The 19,066-nt window shown below is 47.7% G+C and carries 16 protein-coding genes; 12 read left to right on the top strand and 4 right to left on the bottom strand.

The features are described 5' to 3' along the window. The first annotated feature begins 9 nt into the window (after positions 1–9). The 4 genes from atpB to atpH all read left to right on the top strand — a co-directional run bounded on the left by atpB (position 10) and on the right by atpH (position 2,684). Positions 10–1,098 (top strand): F0F1 ATP synthase subunit A, encoded by a 1,089-nt coding sequence (gene atpB, locus L0Y31_RS02240; protein ID WP_234735482.1) that lies wholly within the window; start codon positions 10–12, stop codon positions 1,096–1,098. Positions 1,099–1,139: 41 nt separating this feature from the next. Next, complete coding sequence (gene atpE, locus L0Y31_RS02235; protein WP_234735480.1) at positions 1,140–1,415, top strand: ATP synthase F0 subunit C; 276 nt, start codon at positions 1,140–1,142, stop codon at positions 1,413–1,415. A 170-nt stretch (positions 1,416–1,585) separates the two neighbouring features. After that, positions 1,586–2,080 carry a F0F1 ATP synthase subunit B gene (locus L0Y31_RS02230; RefSeq protein ID WP_234735479.1) on the top strand — a complete coding sequence of 165 codons (495 nt, stop codon included), beginning with the start codon at positions 1,586–1,588 and terminating at the stop codon, positions 2,078–2,080. A 67-nt stretch (positions 2,081–2,147) separates the two neighbouring features. Further along, positions 2,148–2,684: an ATP synthase F1 subunit delta gene (atpH, locus tag L0Y31_RS02225; RefSeq protein WP_234735477.1), complete on the top strand. Its 537-nt coding sequence runs from the start codon at positions 2,148–2,150 to the stop codon at positions 2,682–2,684. A 60-nt stretch (positions 2,685–2,744) separates the two neighbouring features. Here atpH and L0Y31_RS02220 read toward each other — a convergent pair whose 3' ends face one another. Further along, a complete protein-coding gene (locus tag L0Y31_RS02220) occupies positions 2,745–3,302 on the bottom strand; it encodes a DUF3575 domain-containing protein (protein ID WP_255772925.1) in 558 nt (185 codons plus the stop codon). An 82-nt stretch (positions 3,303–3,384) separates the two neighbouring features. Between L0Y31_RS02220 and L0Y31_RS02215 the strand changes: the two genes are divergently transcribed. Beyond that, the gene (locus tag L0Y31_RS02215) at positions 3,385–4,446 is read left to right on the top strand and encodes a CHC2 zinc finger domain-containing protein (RefSeq protein WP_234735474.1); all 1,062 of its coding nucleotides are present in this window, start codon (positions 3,385–3,387) and stop codon (positions 4,444–4,446) included. Here L0Y31_RS02215 and L0Y31_RS02210 read toward each other — a convergent pair whose 3' ends face one another. Then, on the bottom strand, positions 4,447–5,376 hold the full coding sequence (locus tag L0Y31_RS02210; protein ID WP_234735472.1) for a serine hydrolase: 930 nt from the start codon (positions 5,374–5,376) through the stop codon (positions 4,447–4,449). Then, a complete protein-coding gene (locus L0Y31_RS02205; RefSeq protein ID WP_234735470.1) occupies positions 5,373–5,822 on the bottom strand; it encodes a GNAT family N-acetyltransferase in 450 nt (149 codons plus the stop codon). Before L0Y31_RS02205 ends, L0Y31_RS02210 begins: the two co-directional genes overlap by 4 nt. A gap of 173 nt (positions 5,823–5,995) precedes the next feature. On the opposite strand from L0Y31_RS02205, the gene L0Y31_RS02200 reads away from it, so the two are divergent. Continuing rightward, complete coding sequence (locus L0Y31_RS02200) at positions 5,996–8,497, top strand: glutaminase family protein (protein ID WP_234735469.1); 2,502 nt, start codon at positions 5,996–5,998, stop codon at positions 8,495–8,497. Positions 8,498–8,551: 54 nt separating this feature from the next. Here L0Y31_RS02200 and L0Y31_RS02195 read toward each other — a convergent pair whose 3' ends face one another. Further along, entirely contained in the window at positions 8,552–9,202 is a 651-nt protein-coding gene (locus tag L0Y31_RS02195) for an oxidoreductase (protein WP_234735468.1), read from the bottom strand. Positions 9,203–9,334: 132 nt separating this feature from the next. Between L0Y31_RS02195 and L0Y31_RS02190 the strand changes: the two genes are divergently transcribed. The 6 genes from L0Y31_RS02190 (at position 9,335) to L0Y31_RS02165 (ending at position 19,040) form a co-directional block, all read left to right on the top strand. Then, the gene (locus tag L0Y31_RS02190) at positions 9,335–11,749 is read left to right on the top strand and encodes a TonB-dependent receptor plug domain-containing protein (protein ID WP_234735467.1); all 2,415 of its coding nucleotides are present in this window, start codon (positions 9,335–9,337) and stop codon (positions 11,747–11,749) included. A 38-nt stretch (positions 11,750–11,787) separates the two neighbouring features. Further along, on the top strand, positions 11,788–12,801 hold the full coding sequence (locus L0Y31_RS02185; RefSeq protein ID WP_234735465.1) for an SMP-30/gluconolactonase/LRE family protein: 1,014 nt from the start codon (positions 11,788–11,790) through the stop codon (positions 12,799–12,801). Between the two features lie 148 nt (positions 12,802–12,949). After that, positions 12,950–14,944, top strand: a complete 1,995-nt coding sequence (mrdA, locus tag L0Y31_RS02180) for a penicillin-binding protein 2 (protein WP_234735463.1) — start codon at positions 12,950–12,952, stop codon at positions 14,942–14,944. 21 nt (positions 14,945–14,965) lie between these two features. Next, positions 14,966–16,258 carry a rod shape-determining protein RodA gene (rodA, locus tag L0Y31_RS02175; RefSeq protein WP_255772924.1) on the top strand — a complete coding sequence of 431 codons (1,293 nt, stop codon included), beginning with the start codon at positions 14,966–14,968 and terminating at the stop codon, positions 16,256–16,258. 89 nt (positions 16,259–16,347) lie between these two features. Continuing rightward, complete coding sequence (locus L0Y31_RS02170; protein ID WP_234735461.1) at positions 16,348–18,609, top strand: ATP-binding protein; 2,262 nt, start codon at positions 16,348–16,350, stop codon at positions 18,607–18,609. Positions 18,610–18,617: 8 nt separating this feature from the next. Continuing rightward, positions 18,618–19,040, top strand: a complete 423-nt coding sequence (locus L0Y31_RS02165) for a response regulator (RefSeq protein ID WP_234735460.1) — start codon at positions 18,618–18,620, stop codon at positions 19,038–19,040. Positions 19,041–19,066 lie beyond the last annotated feature (26 nt).

Raw genomic sequence — 19,066 nt, 5'->3', positions numbered from 1 at the left:
TATCAACTAATGCGTTCGCTCATTTATAAGTTTTTCTTGATTATTCTGGTGTTTATGAGTTCGTTGGGAGTTAGCCAGGCCCAGCATGAAGAGCACCACGAAACCAAAGGGGAGCAGAAGAAATTCAATGTGGGAGACATGATCATGCACCACATTAAAGATGATCACGGTTGGGAATTTGCCCATGGCGTGACTCTGCCCTTACCTGTTATCCTTTATAGTGAGGATCGTGGTTTAGAAGTATTTTCGTCTGCTAAACTAGCTCATGGAGCAGTCTATAACGACTATAAGCTAGAGCATGGTAAAATCCATCGCCTGACAGCAGGTGGCCAAGAAGACCACTCGGTTCACGTCTATAATTTTTCCATTACCAAAAATGTCGCTTCACTTCTGTTGAGCGCCGTTATCCTGATTGTTGTGTTTTTCTCAGTTCGTAACGGATACGAGCAAAACAAAGGCAAAGCTCCTTCGGGCATCCAGTCTTTCCTGGAACCAATCATTCTGTTTGTTCGCGATGAAATCGCCAAGCCGAATCTAGGCCCGAAATACGAGCGTTACCTGCCTTACCTACTGACTTTGTTTTTCTTTATTCTGGTTAATAACCTGCTTGGTTTGCTACCGGGAGCAGCCAACTTGACCGGAAATATTACAGTAACAATGGTACTGGCCGTCATCACGGCTCTGATTACCAACTTCAGCGGTAATAAGCATTACTGGGGCCACATTGTGAAGCCTACGGGCGTTCCTTTCCTGCTGCTGCCCGTTATTGTTCCGGTTGAAATTGTAGGTATCATCGTAAAGCCTATCTCGCTGATGATCCGGCTTTTCGCCAACATTACGGCTGGTCACATTATCATTCTGAGCTTGTTAGGTTTGATCTTCATCGCCCAAAATCTGGGTGGAACGGGTACGGGCTGGGGCGTAAGCTTAATCGTTGCGCCGTTCACGGTGTTCATGAACCTGATCGAGTTGTTGGTGGCCTTCTTGCAGTCGTTCATTTTTACGCTGTTGTCGGCTATGTACATCGGTAGCGCTGTAGAGGAACACCACCACGGTGGCGGTTCTGGCCTGGAAGCAGGTCTGGAGCAACATCATTAATTTGCAATCTTTTGTTTCATATATAAATCGTTTCTTCAATCATGTTAGCAACATTGCTATCAATTTTATTGCAAGCCGCTGAAGGTGGCGCAGGTTTAATCGCTATCGGTGCTGGTCTGGGCGCAGGTCTGGCAGCTATCGGTGCAGGTTTAGGTATTGGCAAAATCGGTGGTAGCGCGATGGAAGGTATCGCTCGCCAGCCAGAAGCAGCCGGTCGTATCCAAACTGCCATGCTGATCATCGCGGCCCTGATCGAGGCCGTAGCTCTTTTCGCTGCGGTTATCTGTCTGCTGATTTCTTTTAACATTGGTGCGTAAGTCTGAAAAGACAAGCTCGAGTCGTTAATTGCATTAGGCATTGACATCAGTACTCAAAAAAATTAGAAAATCCGCCAGCATGGATTAGCCAGCTGGCGGACTATCTAAACGCCCCCAAGGCAAAAGATTGACTTCAACATTCGCTATAGATATCTTAGTTTTCTACATTAATGGATCTACTTACCCCTGACATTGGCCTTTTATTTTGGCAGCTGGTTGTCTTTTTGCTGTTATTTTTTCTATTGTCCCGCTTCGCGTGGAAACCCATTGCTCAAGGTTTGAAAGAACGCGAGCATGAAATTCAAAGCGCGTTGGACATGGCAGAACGGACCCGCAATGAAATGGTAAAATTGCAGTCTGACAACCAAAAGATGCAGGCTGAAGCCCGTGCTGAACGCGACGCCATCATCCGCGCTGCTAAAGAAACGTCTGACCGCATGATTGCTGAAGCTCGTGATAAAGCATCGGCAGAAGGCACGCGTATTCTGGAAGATGCCCGCGAAGCTTTGCAAAGTGAGCGCCAGGCTATGCTAGCGCAGATTAAACAAGAAGTAGTTACGCTATCAATCGATATTGCTGAAAAAGTGCTACGCAAAGAGCTGAGTGATAAATCATCTCAGGAGCAATTGGTAAAAACGCTGGTAGCAGACGCACATCTTAATTAAGAGTTAAGGGTTTTGGAGCAGAGAAAAAAATACTCACTCCCAGCTCTTCGCTCATAACTCCAAAGTTATGGCTGAATCGACGGTAGCGTTCCGATATGCCAAATCGCTGATTGATCTGGCGCAGGAGAAAAACCTGACGGAAGAAGTAAATAAAGACATGCAGTTTTTTAAGCAAGTCGTTAGTCAGAATCGTGAACTAATGCTTGCTTTAAAAAGCCCCATATTACGGCACGAAAAGAAACTTGCCATCCTGAAAGCCGTATTCGAAAGCCGGGTGAATCCAGTGTCCTACACGATTTTTTCGATCATTACGAAAAAACATCGGGAAGGAATCATGGATTCGATCGCAGAAGAATACCTCCGGCTTTACAACGAACTAAAAGGCATTCAGAAAGCACAGGTAACGACTATCCTGCCGCTAACTGACGAATTGCGTCAGCAGTTTGTTGACATTGTTACTAAAGCAACAGGAAAAACGGTGATATTGGAAGAAAAAATCGATCCTAAGCTGATTGGGGGTTATGTTCTCCAGATCAATGACCGACAGATTGATGCTTCCATCCGCAATCAATTGAACGAGCTTCGGTTAAGTTTTTTAAACTAGTTAGCTGTTCAAACCTATTTACAAAAGCCACTTTCCTAGAAAGTGGCTTTTGTGTTTTAATTAAAAAGCAATACCCACTGTAAGTCCTGCCCGAAGCCCTAAACCCGCAAACAAGCCAAAAGGCAATGAAGGCGTGTAGCCGTCTGCACTGCGAATGGTTGCGGAACTGAAAGAGGGTCCCAAAAAGGCATCTACCGAAAACCGCTCGTTGAAAATCGCCTGATAGCCCGCCGTAACACCTCCGCCAATGGTGCGCAAAGAACCGCCAAGCCGGGTATCGTTCACATTATTGATATTGAATTTTCGATAGCGCAGAAAAGGAGCAACGTAAAAGCCATTGGGTGCTTCCTGGGCTTCCAAAACATAAAAACGATATTCAGGAGTGAAGCCATAGCCTCGATACCTTATACTTCCAAGTCGCAGGCCAGAGGTAAGAGCACCCAGCTGAAAACTAGACCTTTCGGTCAGAACGCGTTCATAAGCAGCATTTCCGGTAAGTAGAAAAGGGCTGATTACATTTACTTTAAAAACGTTTTGACTTTGGGCCTGTATACGGTAAGACATAAGAAGAAAACAAAGAATAAAAGTAGGAGCGAGTAATACTTTTTTCAGGGCCATTAGCAGAAGGGGTCGTGTTGAAGTTAGATGAAATATGTGAGGTAGGGTTTATCTTTAGCTGAGAATTTCTGAAAATTAAAATATGGATTTATTGACGCAGGTACGCGCAGTAGATATTGTTCGCGTGGTAACCGATTTAGGCTTTGACTTAATGCAGTTTCGGAAGTTGGTTTGCCCATTTCATGCGGAAAAAACGCCTTCCCTGGTTATCTATCCGCAAAGCAATACCTATCATTGCTTTGGCTGCGGACGGCGGGGCGACGTAATTAATTTTTACGCGGGGGTATCGAATCAAGACTATACAACTGCCATGCATGAGCTGGCTTTTAACTACCTGAGCAATTATCAGTCAGAGCATTACAAGCGAGGCCACCTCAAACGCATTCAATCCGTTGCTGGGAAAAGCAAGAAAATGGCTATTCCAGAAGATACAAAAAAGTATCGCTACAAATTACTTCATAGCGTTATCTACGAAGACTTCCAACGTTTTTGCGAGACGTTGCCCAAAACGCAGGCCTATTACGAAGCGTGGCAATACCTGCTGGACCGAGGTTTTGACGAATCGACTTTGCGGCGTTTTCGCTTGTTTATTGTTTCTGATTATGAAGCCGTGCAAGCCTATTTGCGAAATACGTATGCTTTGTCTGATTTGCAGGAGTGTGGCCTGTTCAACGAGAAAGGAAACTTGATTTTTTATCGCCATATCATCATTATTCCTTACTACAAACGAGAGCGTGTTGTGTTTCTGCAAGGTCGCATTGTTGGCAACCCGAGCAGTACCTACGCCAAATACCAATTTTTGAGTGGTGTTCCCGTTGAGTTGTTTAACGCGGATGTACTGGATGTGGTGCGTACCGGACAACTGGTTTACCTAACTGAAGGAGCTTTCGATTGCATGGCTTTGATGCAGGAAGGTTTGCCCGCTGTGAGCCTGGGAAGCGCTACCATGTTTAAACGCGAATGGGCCAGACTTCTCCGGCGGGTAGAAGTATGTTTTTATTTTGACAATGATAACGCGGGTCAAAAGGCGGCGCAGGAGTTTACCGAAGCATTTGCCGAACACCTGATTTCGACCCACGTTAAACAAGTCAAAGAAGGATTTAAAGATGTTAATGAATACTGGCAAAACCGAAACCGGCAATAATCACCATTTCTCGTAGCCTTCTACAGGCTTCCAACTGGATTTAGGTTCGAAATAGTGCCAGAGTAATGCGCCCACCTTGCGCAATAATTCGGAACCTTCGTTGCTTCGTTCCCAGCGTTGATCCACCTGATTACTGGTCATGACACAATAAACGTATTCGCCGTGGGGCGCATGGACCAGAACTACTTCCGATTTAGACTGGTCAACAGCGCCATTTTTAGTGCCAACTTTTATCTCAGGAGGTAGCTGGGAAAGCCCTCCTCCATCCCAGAACTGACGGGTAAGATTACGGTACATCCGATCACTAACATCCGGGCTGATGGCTTTTCCCTGGCGAATATAAACCAGCAACTCAGCCAGGTCGCGCGGTGACGTCTGCCCCCAACCGTATTGCTTGCGATTGGCCTCCCGACCAGGCGTACGTGAATTAACCCGGATATGGTGAAAACCATTGGTTTCCAGCCACTCATTAATTTTTGTTCCTCCACCCGCTAGTGCCTGTAACCAAAGACTGCCCGTATTGTCACTAATTGTTTCCATCAGCATCATGACGTAGCTTAATGGTATCTTGGTGCTATCTTTCAGCGAGCCAACAATCTCATTATCATACCGCAGTGAGTCGCGGTAAACCAGCTCTTTGTGGTAGGAGAGTTCACCTTTGTGTAATTTATCAAACACACCGCACATAATTGGGACTTTAATGGTGCTGGCTGTCGGAAAGAGCGAATCGGCCTGAATAGCTACCGTCCGCCCCGTTTTCAGATTTCGTACGTAAACGCCAGCATTTCCCCGAAAGCCTTTCAATAAATCTTCTAACTGGCGAGCCAATTTTGGATCTTCTTTCGTAGAACCAATTGCGGCGGGTTGGGCTTGAAGCGAAGTAAAAGCGTAATAAAAGAGAAAGGTTATCGTCAGAAAGCGCAGAATCATGCGGGTAATTTTAGGGATTTAACAAATTTATAGTGAGATGGCTGAAAATCCAGACTTTGGTAAAAGCGATGCGCATCTTTTCGCCGCTGGTTGGTGGTGACTTCCAGATTAATCCAGTGCTGTTGTATGGCTAACTGCTCTACATGAGCCAGCAACTGGCGGCCAATTTGCTGATTACGGTATTCCGGCCGCACGTACAATTCTTGAATCTCGGCAATTTTTCCCGCATGATGAAGCAAGTATTGACAATGACAACTTATGAAACCAACAGCTGTATTTTCCTGAATAGCAATAAAATAATGGATTTCCGGATCGGCCAGATTACGCAAAAAAACAGTTCGGAAAGCCACTGGATCAAGCTCTGTTTCTTCCAAGCTACATATAAATTCATAGACAATTTGTTCGTCCTGTGGAGTTGCAGAGCGAACGTGAACGAACGTTTTCATGGCCGATGAAGCGAAAAGTATTTCAGGATATAAATAAGAAGTGGTTAATTTCGGGAAATTTCAATAAACACAAGGCTAATAGATGAAAAACCGGCCTATTTATTCACGTAAGCAGGCCAGAACAAGGAAACCCTTTTTACTCCGTTATTTAATTAAACACATCCTAGATCTGCATGAACAAAGTTTTTTCCCGGACCCGTTTCCGGCTTTTGCTTGCTACTTATTGCTTACTCTTCATTGGGTATTCGGGATTTGCCCAGCGCCCACCTGCGGTTCCACTTATTACAATTGACCCCTATACAAGCCTTTGGTCGTTTAATGATCGGTTGAATGATGCACCGACTCGCCATTGGACCGGAAAAGAACAACCGTTAAACGGTTACGTCCGTGTAGATGGGAAAACCTTTCAATTCATGGGAGCACCAGCAATGGTGTTGGCTCCGGTTGTACCAACGGGGCAGAAGCAGCCTTATGAAGCCCTGTATACGTTAGAAAAACCTGCAAATGGCTGGGAAAAACCGAATTTCTCGGCCAATGGTGCCTGGAAAACCGGACAAGCTCCGTTTGGTAATCAAAGCGACCGGCATCCGGCCAAACCCAATACAGAATGGCAAAAAGAAATCTGGTTTCGCCGGATAGTGACCTTGAACGACTTGAATCATCAGAAACTGCTGCTTTATCTAAGTAATAACGATGCTGTTGAAGTCTACCTGAACGGCGTAAAAGCATACGAAGTAGAAGGCATCACGAGTGATTACCAGACACGCCCTATTAGCCCGGCGGCATTGGCTACTTTAAAGACTGGAAAAAATCTGCTGGCAGTTTATTGTAAAAATCCTTCCGGTAATTCCTTTGTAGACGTTGGACTGGTAGACGAACAGGCGGTAAAATTGCCCGGTGCTATCGTCAAAGCAACACAGCAATCCCTGAAAGTAACGGCTACACAAAGTGAGTATGGATTTAAGGCAGGACCCGTGAACCTAACGGTAACCTTCACAACACCGTTCCTGCTGGATGAAATGGAAACCCTGACCCGGCCAGCTTCGTACATCACCTACAGCGCTCGATCAACGGATGGTAAACCACACAAAGTTGAGGTGATGACCACGCTTTCTGGTTTGGTAGCGGTGAACAAGCCGGACCAGACAGTAAAGGCTCAGGCTAAGCGGGTCGATGGTTTGACATCCATGTGGATCGGTTCAACAACGCAGAAGGTGCTGGGCCAAAAAGGAGATGACGTACGAATCGATTGGGGAAATGCTTATCTGGCAGGTACATCCATCAATAAATTAGCAATTAACTCACCGGTTGAGCTAGCTAGTATGTTCAGCCAGCGAGGCGATGTCCAAGGGAATTCAGAAGCAAACGTCGTACCGGCGGAGGCAGGGCGACGGGCTATTGCTATGATTAATGAATTGGGGGCCGTAGTCACCGCTCCGAAAGCTGCCCACGTTATTGTTGCCTATGACGATTTGTATTCAGTGCAATATTTCGGTCAAAATCAACGTGGCTGGTGGCGCCGGGATTCCAGCATGAGTGCTGATAAAATGCTGGCTGATGCAGAACGGGAGTATGCAAGAGTTATGCAGAAATGCCGTCAATTTGATCAGCAGCTTTATAACGATGCCCAGAAAGCGGGGGGTAAAGAATACGCTGATTTGTGTCAGTTAGGCTATCGTCAGGCTATTTCTGCCCACAAAACCGTGGCTGGTCCAAAAGGAGAAGTCTTATTTTTCTCTAAAGAAAATTTCTCAAATGGCTCAATCGGGACAGTGGATGTAACGTATCCGTCGGCGCCTCTATTCTTGCTTTACAACCCAACCTTGCTGAAAGGAATGATGGAACCCATTTTCTATTATTCAGAGAGTGGAAAATGGAAGAAGCCTTTTGCGGCTCACGATGTCGGTACTTATCCGCTGGCCAACGGACAGACGTATGGCGAAGATATGCCCGTTGAAGAGTGCGGAAACATGCTCATTCTGGCCGGAGCCATCGCCCGGGCGGAGGGAAATCCATCTTATGCCAAACAGCATTGGGCAACGCTAACGGAATGGGTTGAGTACCTGAAAAAAGAAGGTTTCGATCCTGCCAATCAACTTTGTACGGATGACTTCGCTGGTCACCTGGCCCGGAATGCCAATTTGTCGGTGAAAGCTATTATGGGAATCGCCGTTTACGGGCAGCTTGCTAAACAACTTGGACAGGCCGACGTAGGCGAGCAGCACCTGAAACTAGCGCGGGAACTGGCACAAAAATGGATGCAAATGGCGCAGGATGGCAACCATTACGCCCTTACGTTTGACAAAAAAGGCACCTGGAGCCAGAAATACAACCTGGTTTGGGACAAGCTGTTAGATTTGAAGATTTTCCCGCCCGAAGTAGCGAAGAAGGAAGTTGCGTATTACCTGACGCAGCAAAAACCGTTTGGCCTGCCACTCGATAGCCGAAAAACGTACACGAAGAGCGACTGGATTATCTGGACAGCTACGTTGGCCGATAGCCAGCAAGATTTTGTTAGTTTCATCAAACCAATTCACCGCTATGCAGATCAGACGCCTAGCCGCGTTCCGCTGAGTGATTGGCACGAAACGACAGATGGCAAGCAGGTTGGTTTTCAGGCCCGCTCGGTAGTCGGTGGGTACTTTATCAAGATGCTGGAGCAGAAATGGAAGTAAACATAAAGTAGGGTTCCTAAAAAAGGGAAAGTACAACTCTGTACTTTCCCTTTTTTAATAGGCCTGCAATTGATCGTTTTCAATGATGTGAATACCCGCCATATTTTTCTGCGCCAGCGTCAGCATGGCGTTCGCTACCTGGTCGGCACGGATGGCTTTGTATTTCGCGGGGACGAGTGGATTAACTAACCGCATTAGCCCTTCGCCGATTTTCTCGCCCAACCGAAACTCTTTTCGGTCCCCCAATAAGAGCGATGGCCGGACAACCACGAAGGTAGGAAACCCTACGGCGAAAATATCCCGTTCGGCTTCACCTTTGACTCGGTTATAAAAAAACCGTGAATTGACATCAGAGCCCATCGATGAAACCATAAAGAATTGATGGGCGCCGTTGCTGCGGGCCAGGCGAGCGACATCCAGTGGATACTGATAATCTACTTTGCGAAAAGCTTCCTTCGAACCCGCTTTTTTCATGGTCGTACCCAGGCAACAGAACACATCGTCAGCCTGAGCCAATAAGCCGTTTGGATGATCAAAATCGTACTGAATTTCCTGCAAGCGAGGGTGCTGCCAGCCGAGTGGCTGACGCACGAGCACTTTGACGCGTTCGTAATAGAGAGAATCAACCAGGCGGTGAGTTAGTAAGCTGCCGACGAGGCCGGTCGCCCCAACTACTAAGGCCACCTTCGATGAAGAATAGATCATTTCTGCGAGGAAGGGTTTTTGCGAATTTATAGGCTTCTCTTTACTTTATAAGCCAATTCACCGAAAAACTATTGTATGTTGCCTAAAAAACCTTTTTCTGTTATCCTTTTTTTGGTAACTGCGCCTGTCTTCATGGCCTACCAATGGGTAAACAACGATTTTCCTAAACGACTTATTGAACGGTTATTTGCTTTTCACCAAACCTACCCCAAAGAAAAAGTCTACCTTCACACGGATCGCCCCTATTACGCTGCCGGAGAAACCATCTGGCTGAAAGGCTACTTATTCGACGGCATTACCCATCGTTCGGATTCGGTTAGCCGGACCCTGTACGTGGATCTCGTCCATCTGGAAACCCAGAAAGTCATTATTCATAAAATACTGCGGGCCGAAAATGGGTATGCGCCGGGTGACCTCCAGCTTCCCGATTCGTTGCTGGCGGGAGCTTACTTACTGCGCAGCTACACGGGGTGGATGCGCAATTTCTCGGAAGAGGATTTTTTTAATAAACCGGTTACCATTCTGCGTACAGATGAAGGCGAGCTATCCGCTGGATTGACGAGTGCAGCGGTAGAAACGATACGGCCTGATCTGCAGTTTTTCCCGGAAGGGGGGCAGCTCATACAAGGTCTGGACAATCGAATCGGGTTTAAAGCGATAGGTCCCAATGGGAAAGGGCTGGATGTTGAAGGGTTTGTTTTAAATCCGGCGGGTGATACACTTACTGGCTTTGCAAGCATGCATCTCGGCATGGGTTCTTTTAACCTGACCCCAGAAGCAGGTAAAAAATACACGGCTTATTTGAAATTTCCGGATGGTCGGAAGTTTGACTACCCAATCCCACCTGCGCAAGCGGAAGGCTTTTCGATGCTGGTTGATAATCTTTCGAACCGCGAGAATGTGCGGGTTTTTATCCGAAACAACAAGGCGGCTGGTGCGCAGGGATTATTCACACTCGTAGCGCAAACGCGTGGTCAGGTGGTGCATATCGCGCAGGGCGATGTGACCAAAAAATCCTTTATTGCGCCCATACCCCGGAATAAGGTTTCGGAAGGAATTACGCAATTGACGCTCTTTGACGAAACAAACCGGCCTGTTTGTGAACGAGTTATTTTTATCGATCAGAATGAGCGTTTGACGGTTTCAATCAAGCCAACTAAAACGGTTTACGCCCCCCGAGAAAAAATGCAATTCGATATCGCCGTCACGAATGAGGAAGGAACGCCGGTGCGGGCAAATTTGTCACTGGCGGCGATTGACACGAAACAGGTTCTGGAAAAAGAACCCTACGCAACGACCATCAATTCGTACCTAACCCTCACGTCGGATTTGCGGGGAGCTATTGAGCAACCCGGTTATTACATTGACCCCAAGAATACCGACCGCCATGGCAAACTGGACTTGCTGATGCTGACCCAGGGCTGGCGGCGTTTTACGTGGCAGGACGTTTTACAGGACTCATATGCACCCACAAAATATCCCATTGAACAAGGGCTTTCCATTACGGGACAGGTTGCCCGGCTGAATCAGAAGACACCCGGACAGGTGAAACTGACCTTTATGTTTAGTCGGCCAGACAGCACACGGGATTTCATGATCGGCGAATCGGACGAATTCGGGAAGTTCAGGCTGGATAATTTAAATTTTGCCGATTCGACGAATGTACTGATTCAGAGTACTACCCAGAAAGGCAACCGAAACTTGACCATTAAACTGGATGATCTGCTAAACCAGCCAGTCAGACTGATTAAAATTCCGTATAATCCGGTGCTGTTTCAGAGGGATGAACTGGCCGAATACCTTAAACGAACGCGGGAGTATCTGGAGATTGAACGCCAGATTCGGCGAAATCGGGAAGTGTTGCTGAAAGCATTTACGATTAAGAAAAAACGGGAGGAACCCCGCGATAGCCGCAAGATTTACGGCTCAGCCGATGCTACCATCAAGCTGGATCTAATGAACTCTGCCGGCGCGCTGACGGTGCTGGATGTTTTGCGTGGGCGCGTGGCAGGTGTTACCGTAACGGGCAATAGCCTGGATCCGGTGGTGCAAATTCGGGGGGCGGCCAATTTTCAGGGCGTAGTAGAACCGTTGTTCCTTCTGGATGGTGTCCCGGTAGATAAGTCCACGATTACGTCCATTGCGGTAACTGACGTTGAGTCAATCGATGTCTTGAAAGGGGCTTCGGCGGCTATTTTTGGCAGCCGGTCGGCAGGTGGTGCAATTGCTATTTTTACGAAGCGGGGAGCGCCAGATTACGATTTTTCGAAAGACCCTACCCCGGGGACACTGATTACCAAATTGCAGGGATATAGTAAGTTAAGGAAATTTTATGTCCCTAAGTATGGAGAAGATAATCCAGAAAACCGTCGTCCCGATTTTCGCCCAACCTTATTCTGGTCACCCATGATTACGACCGATTCGGAAGGAAAAGCCTCGGTCAGTTTCTTTGCTTCCGATGCGCGAACGCGGATTCGCGTCCAGGCAGAAGGGGCTACTTCCGATGGTTTGCCGGGGGTAGGATTGGCGAATGTGGAGGTAAAGTGAGTAAAGCTTTGTATATCTTGCAACCTAACCCAACATTTATGAAACTTAAACTAGCTGTTATGACTATGACGCTGGGATTACAGGCTGCTTTTGCCCAATCTAATTATCCGACCATCGGCTCTATTGTCCGAAATGATCCGCAACTAGATCAATTGCTCCCCAAAGACGCGAAAATTGAAGTACTGGCTTCGGGTTTTGTCTGGTCGGAAGGCCCTGTCTGGGTAAAAGAAAAAGGGGGCTATCTGCTTTTTTCCGATGTTCCGCAGAATACGGTTTTCAAATGGACCCAGAAAGAAGGTATTACTTCGTTTTTAAAACCGTCTGGTTATACGGGACTAGGTAAATATAGTGATGAGCCCGGGAGCAATGGATTAGCCATTGATCGCCAGGGACGCTTACTATCGGCAGAGCACGGCGACCGGCGCATATCGGCCATGCCTTTGAGCGGCGGCGGTAAAAAAACGCTGGCGGATAGTTACCAGGGCAAACGCCTCAACAGTCCGAACGATCTGGTAGCTCATTCCAACGGCAGTGTCTATTTCACGGATCCTCCGTATGGCTTACCGGATCGAGAAAAAGATACTAAAACACGCGAATTGGACATTCACGGCGTTTATCGAGTAGAGCCCGACGGAAAAGTGACCTTGCTGGTCGGGAATTTAACGCGTCCGAATGGGGTGGCTTTGTCGGCGGATGAAAAAACGCTTTATGTCGCCCAGTCGGATCCGGCCCGCGCCATTATCATGTCCTATCCAATTCAAGCGGATGGAAGCATTGGCACAGGGCGGGTTTTTTACGACGGAACCGAAGCCGTGAAGCAGGGATTGAAAGGGGTACCCGATGGATTAAAAGTGGATAAAAACGGGAATGTCTGGTCGACGGGTCCAGGTGGTTTATTAATTATTTCACCGGCGGGCAAATTACTGGGCCGTATCAGCGTGGGCGAATCAACGTCCAACTGTGCGTGGGGGGATGATGGCTCAACTCTCTATATCACTGCTGATATGTACCTTTGCCGCGTCCGGACAACGACAACAGGCGCCGGATTTTAACTGAAAAGTTAGCAGTATGCAGGCCGCAGAAATTATAATTTTATTTTTTTTCGACTGCGGGCTGCATACTGCTAACTGCTCACTAACTTTGTATATAATCTAGACGGGGAATTACAAGCATAAAGATTTCTAGATTATAGTTTAGTGAATGATTGAGAGCAGAAAATACATAATTATCGGGGTTTTCTGTCTGGTTGGCCTTGTGTATCTGGCCCGCCTGTTTTACCTACAGATTTTGGATGACACGTACTCACTGGGTGCGCGAAATAACTCCATCAAGCGTATTATTGAAATTCCGCACCGGGGGCAGATTTATGACCGGAATGGGCAGCTGCTTGTCTACAATACGCCTGTTTACGACCTCTACGTAACTCCCAAAAAGGTACGCATACCGGATACGCTGGCATTTTGCCGGCTAGTGGGCCTGGAGCGCACCGAGTTCGATAGCATCATGACGGAGATAAAAGCTTATTCATCCGTTAAGCCGTCCTTGTTCCTGCGCCAGTTGTCGAAAGAAGATTTTGCCCGGATTCAAGATGCGCTGGTGGATTACCAGGGCTTTGAACACGTCACCAGCTCCATGCGGACCTATCCGGCGCGAACCATGGCTAATGCGCTTGGCTATGTCAGTGAAATCACCAAAAAGCAGCTCGAAGATCAGGAAACGCCTTATTATCGGCAGGGTGATTACATTGGTAAGAGCGGTTTGGAGAAGTTTTACGAAGAAGAGCTGAGGGGGCACCGGGGTATTAAATTTGTCATGCAGAATGTCCGTGGAGTCATTAAGGGATCGTGGAAAAACGGCGCTTTTGACTCGATTGCCGTCGCGGGCAAAAGTCTGTATACGGGCATTGATCTGACTATTCAGCAATATGCCGACACGCTCATGCAAAACAAAGTAGGTAGCGTGGTGGCTATCGAGCCATCGACGGGCCAGATCCTGTGCATGGTCTCGGCACCCAGCTACGACCCCAATAGTTTGTCGAGCCGTTTTTTCTCAAAGAGCTATAAGAAACTGGCCGCTAACCCATACAAGCCCCTGTTTAACCGCCCGATACAGGCTAGCTATCGGCCAGGTTCTACGTTCAAGCTGATTCAGTCGCTGGTTGGCTTACAAGAAGGGGTCATTAATCAGTATTCTACCTTTTCGCACGCCGGGGTACCCATGAAATGCCACGGACACCCAGCGGGGATTCATTTATCGGGGGCAGTTCAGTATTCCTGTAACCCCTACTTCTACCGGGTTTTTCAACGGATACTCTATAACAATACAGAACGCAACACATTTACGGCTTCGGCAGTTGGTCTCGAGCGTTGGCACAATCGGGTGTCCAAATTTGGAATTGGTCAGAAGCTGGGCATTGATTTGCCCAGTGAACTGAGAGGAACGCTGCCCGATGTAGCCTATTATGACAAACGGATAGGGAAAAAACGCTGGAAATTTTCGACCATTGCTTCTATTAGCATTGGCGAAGGGGAATTATTAATCAGTCCGCTCAAGATGGCCAACGTGGCGGCCATTATTGCCAATCGGGGTTATTTCTACACGCCACACATCGTAAGCGGCATTGGCGAACCCGGTAAAAACATGCATGAAGAATACCAGGTCAAGCATGATGTGGGCATCAATTCAAATCATTTTGCGCCCGTAATTGACGGTATGCAGATGGTGGTTGAGCGGGGAACGGCCCGCCGGTCTTTCATTCCCGATATTGTGATGTGCGGTAAAACAGGAACGTCGCAGAACCGGCACGGTGCCGACCATTCGGTTTTTATTGCTTTTGCGCCCCGGAACGATCCGAAGATTGCGATTGCTGTTTTTGTGGAGAACGCGGGAGATGGTGGTGCCGCCGCCGCTCCGGTAGCCTCGTTGATCATTGAAAAGTACCTGAAAGGTCATGTTAATAAGTCGCTCGAAACGCGGGTAAAGGCGCAAAATTTCCTAGCGGGTGCATTGCCAAAGTCCAATTATCCGAAAAAGCCTGTTCAGCCAAAACCAGATTCAGCGAAGAAAGCAGCTGAACGAAAACCGATGCTCGTTGGTGGATCGGCTAACGCCGGGCAACCGATTCCGGTTCGCCCCGTAACCAACACCAGCGAAAAGCCGTCTGTTCCGCAGCCTACTTCTCTGAATAGAAATTAAAACACTGTAACTACTTACTCTGTGAATCCTTTACAGGCACGTGAGCCGCAAATAACAAACAACGTCGACTGGGTGACGGTCATGCTGTACATCGCCTGTGTGATGATGGGGTGGCTGAATGTCTACGCCGCCGTTTACAGCCCGGAAGAGCAGACGAGTATCTTCGACATGTCTACTAACGCGGGCAAGCAATTGATGTGGATCGGGACGGCTGGCCTGCTGATTATCTGTATTTTAGTGATTAATTACCGCTTTTGGGATACGTTTGCGTTTGTTATTTATGGGTTAGTTATTCTATTGCTCTTGCTGGTTCTGGTCGCCGGAACGCCCATCAAAGGGTCGCGCTCCTGGTTCAAGATCGGTTCTTTTTCTCTTCAGCCCGCCGAATTTTCCAAGCTGGCTACTGCCCTGGCGCTGGCCCGTTACATCGACTATCCGGGCGTCAGTCTAACGAAGCTTAAAGACCAGCTCTGGTGCGCGGCCATCATCGGTTTGCCCGCCGTGCTGATTATTGCTTCCAACGAAACGGGTTCCATGCTGGTGTTTGCTTCCTTCGTCATCATGTTGTATCGGGAAGGGCTGCCGGGCATTTATCCGCTCATCGGCATTGTAATTATCGCTTTGTTTATCCTGACGTTGTTTATTCCGCAGCTCTATATCATGGGGGTTATTGTGGTATTAACGGGGGGGGCGTTCTTTCTACTTCCGCACTACCAGCGATCCGTTCAAAACGTGCTGGCTATTGTCATTTCGGGCGTTCTCATGATCGGAGTTGTGGCGGGAGTTGATTTTTTCGTGAATGACGTTTTGCAACCGCACCAGCAAAAGCGAATCAAGGTGTTGATTAATCCCGGTATCGATCCGCGCGGTGTTGGTTGGAATGTTACGCAGGCAAAGATTGCCATTGGTTCCGGACGACTTTGGGGCAAAGGTTTTCTAGAGGGAACACAGACAAAATTCGATTTCGTACCTGAACAAAGCACCGATTTTATTTTCTGTACCGTTGGCGAAGAACACGGATTTGTGGGCAGTGTCATTGTGGTCGGGTTGTTTTTGATGTTACTAATCCGAATCATTTTGCTGGCCGAAAAACAGCGAACGCGCTTTGCGCGGGTGTATGGGTATTGCGTCGCCGGAATCTTCTTCTTTCACCTGATGATTAATATCGGAATGACAGTCGGTTTGATGCCGGTTATTGGTATTCCGTTGCCTTATTTTAGTTATGGAGGCTCTTCGCTCTGGTCGTTCTCCATATTGCTGTTCATCTTTTTAAAACTCGATTCCAGGCGCAGTAGCATGTTCTCGCGCGTGTAGGATAAGCTTTCTGTTAATTGTTGGCCGAATTGCATCATAATGTCGGCAATTCAATGTATTTTTGATATAGGCGGCCTTCTTATATTCCTATGATATCAAGTAATCTCTCTTCGCTCATCGATCACAGTCCAGTTGATATAACAGCGTGTGATCGGGAGCCCATTCATATTCTCGGACATATTCAGTCACACGGTCATCTGGTAGCGATTACACCGGATACGTACCAGATAAAGTATGTCAGTGAACGCATTGCTGAGTTGGTTGGCCTGACACCTGATGCCGTATTGGGACAATCCATTGATTATTTTCTTTCCCAAACCGATTTAGGTTCTTCGAGCCTGAAAGAGATTCTAAATATTGGTTTGCGCAACGGTACCTGGGAAACCCTCAATCCGCACCGCCTCCGGCTAAATGGGACCGATTGGAACCTGATTACCCACCAGCATAACAACCTGATTCTACTGGAGTGGGAGCCGCTGAATACGGATACAGGAACCGCCCTGGTCCAGCAACAATTGATTGCCGAAGCCCTGACAGAAGTCCAGTCCAGTAAAACCCTTACCGACCTGTTGCAAAACACCGCCCGGCGCATTAAAGCCATCATTGGGTATGATCGGGTAATGGTTTATCGCTTTGACGCAGACTGGCACGGACACGTTATTGCCGAAGCAAAAGACGACCATCTCGAACCTTATCTGGGACTTCACTACCCCGCCTCCGATATTCCAAAACAGGCGCGGGAGTTGTATAAACTAAATCTAATCCGAATTATTGCCGATGCAGGCAGTAAGCCTGCGGCCTTGTTGACCGCCCGAACAGAGAATGAAGCGGCTCCGTTGGACCTAACGCATTCGGTCTTGCGGGCGGTATCGCCGGTGCATATTGAATACCTGAAAAACATGGGGGTGCAGGCGTCCATGAGTATTTCGCTGCTCTATCGGGGCGAGCTTTGGGGACTTATTTCGTGCCACAATTCCACGCCACGCTTTGTGGATTACGCTTCCCGCCAGGCGGCCAAATTTGTTAGCCAGTTGCTCTCGGCGGCGCTGGAGTTTCGGAAAGACGAGGAAGACAACACGCTGCTGCGAAAATTGCAGCAACACGAACATTCCCTTTATAACTATACCCTCAGCGACTGGGATGTTGTGTCGGGATTAACTCGTCACGATGTAACGGCCTTGGATGTGACTACTGCTACCGGGGCCGTGCTAATTTACGAAGATAAAATTCATCGAATGGGGCAGACCCCGGATGATAAGGAAATCAACGGATTGGTGCAGTGGATAAATACGCTGCCTTTTGACACATTCTGGTCGACCAATCAGTTGCCGAATCTGTGTCCGGGGGCGGATGCTTACCGAGAAGTTGCGGCTGGTCTTTTGGTTATTGCTTTGTCGCGGGAACTGAACGAGTATGTGCTTTGGTTCAAACCAGAGCGGATTCGGCAGGTTACCTGGGCCGGAAATCCGGAAAAACCAGTTACCCAGGAAGACGGGCAAGCCCGAATCAGCCCCCGCAAGAGCTTTGATGCCTGGACGCAGACGGTTCGCAACACGTCGGAAAGCTGGTCTGAAGCCGAGATTTCAACCGTAATCAAGCTGCGGGAGGATGTGTTGCAGGTGGTTAGCCGCAAAGCCAATGAAGTACGGGTGCTGAACGAACGCCTGCGGGTGGCTTACGAGGAACTCGACGCATTTAGCTACACGGTTTCGCATGATTTGCGCACGCCGCTGTCGTCAATTCGCTGTTACTCAGAGATTATTCTGGAAGAATACGGCGCTGATTTTAACGACGACGCGCGCGCTTTGTTTGACAAAATCATGCTGTCGACCGACCGGATGCGGGCATTGATTCGTCACATTCTTTACTACTCCCGCATGGGTCGTATTGAATTGAGTGCGACGCCGATTCCGATGAATGAACTGTTGAATAGCATCCGGGAAGAAATTCTGATAAACGAAAAAGACCGTAATCTGACGATCGACATTGGCGACGTGCCGTTGCTACACGGCGACAAGACCATGATTACGCAATTGTTTGCCAATCTGCTGTCCAACGCTGCGAAATACACGCGACCGGTAGAAAAAGCGGTTATTAAGGTAACTGGCTACGAAACGGACCAGGAAATGGTCTACTGTGTGCAGGATAATGGTATCGGCTTTGATATGAAACAGGCCGGAATGATGTTTGATCTCTTTAGAAGGCTGGAAAACGCGCGGGAATTTGAAGGAACCGGCGTGGGACTGGCTATCGTTAAACGAATTGTTGGTCGGCACGATGGTAAAATATGGTTTCATAGCGAGCCCAATCGAGAGACCAGTTTCTGGATTTCGTTCCCACGCCTAAATTAAGTAAGGCAATGTTAGACATATTGTATATCGAAGATAATGAGGATGATATAGATGTATTTAGCCGAGTTATCAAGAAAATAGACGATAAAATTTCTTGTAAAATCATTGATCGGGGTTCGGAAGCCGTTGAATACCTGACCGCTAAGGGGAAATATGCAAGTCGGCTTGCTCCCTTGCCAAAAGTTGTTTTGCTCGATTTGAATTTACCGGGTTACACAGGATTTGATATTATTCAGCAGCTTCGTAATGAAAAGCGGACAAAATTGCTGCCTATCATTGTATTTAGCACGTCTGATAATCCCAAAGATATTAATCGCTCCTACGAACTGGGCGTAAACGCTTACATTGTGAAACCCGGCAGTTACCATACCTCCAATGGATTGTTGCGCCGCGTTTGTGATTTCTGGTTAAGTGTGAACCACGCCAGCTAGTTTACTAAAAAATCTGCCTTAGAATA

Source organism: Tellurirhabdus bombi (genome assembly GCF_021484805.1).
GTDB classification, from domain to species: Bacteria; Bacteroidota; Bacteroidia; order Cytophagales; family Spirosomataceae; genus Tellurirhabdus; species Tellurirhabdus bombi.
This window is presented reverse-complemented; position numbering and strand designations above follow the sequence as displayed.

Coding starts and splice junctions, on each gene's coding strand:
- L0Y31_RS02200 (WP_234735469.1), top strand. CDS start 5,996: ATGAACAAAGTTTTTTCCCGGACCCGTTTCCGGCTTTTGCTTGCTACT.
- L0Y31_RS02170 (WP_234735461.1), top strand. CDS start 16,348: ATGATATCAAGTAATCTCTCTTCGCTCATCGATCACAGTCCAGTTGAT.
- L0Y31_RS02210 (WP_234735472.1), bottom strand. CDS start 5,376: ATGATTCTGCGCTTTCTGACGATAACCTTTCTCTTTTATTACGCTTTT.
- atpB (WP_234735482.1), top strand. CDS start 10: ATGCGTTCGCTCATTTATAAGTTTTTCTTGATTATTCTGGTGTTTATG.
- L0Y31_RS02230 (WP_234735479.1), top strand. CDS start 1,586: ATGGATCTACTTACCCCTGACATTGGCCTTTTATTTTGGCAGCTGGTT.
- L0Y31_RS02215 (WP_234735474.1), top strand. CDS start 3,385: ATGGATTTATTGACGCAGGTACGCGCAGTAGATATTGTTCGCGTGGTA.
- L0Y31_RS02165 (WP_234735460.1), top strand. CDS start 18,618: ATGTTAGACATATTGTATATCGAAGATAATGAGGATGATATAGATGTA.
- L0Y31_RS02185 (WP_234735465.1), top strand. CDS start 11,788: ATGAAACTTAAACTAGCTGTTATGACTATGACGCTGGGATTACAGGCT.
- atpH (WP_234735477.1), top strand. CDS start 2,148: ATGGCTGAATCGACGGTAGCGTTCCGATATGCCAAATCGCTGATTGAT.
- mrdA (WP_234735463.1), top strand. CDS start 12,950: ATGATTGAGAGCAGAAAATACATAATTATCGGGGTTTTCTGTCTGGTT.
- L0Y31_RS02220 (WP_255772925.1), bottom strand. CDS start 3,302: ATGGCCCTGAAAAAAGTATTACTCGCTCCTACTTTTATTCTTTGTTTT.
- L0Y31_RS02195 (WP_234735468.1), bottom strand. CDS start 9,202: ATGATCTATTCTTCATCGAAGGTGGCCTTAGTAGTTGGGGCGACCGGC.
- L0Y31_RS02205 (WP_234735470.1), bottom strand. CDS start 5,822: ATGAAAACGTTCGTTCACGTTCGCTCTGCAACTCCACAGGACGAACAA.
- atpE (WP_234735480.1), top strand. CDS start 1,140: ATGTTAGCAACATTGCTATCAATTTTATTGCAAGCCGCTGAAGGTGGC.
- L0Y31_RS02190 (WP_234735467.1), top strand. CDS start 9,335: ATGGCCTACCAATGGGTAAACAACGATTTTCCTAAACGACTTATTGAA.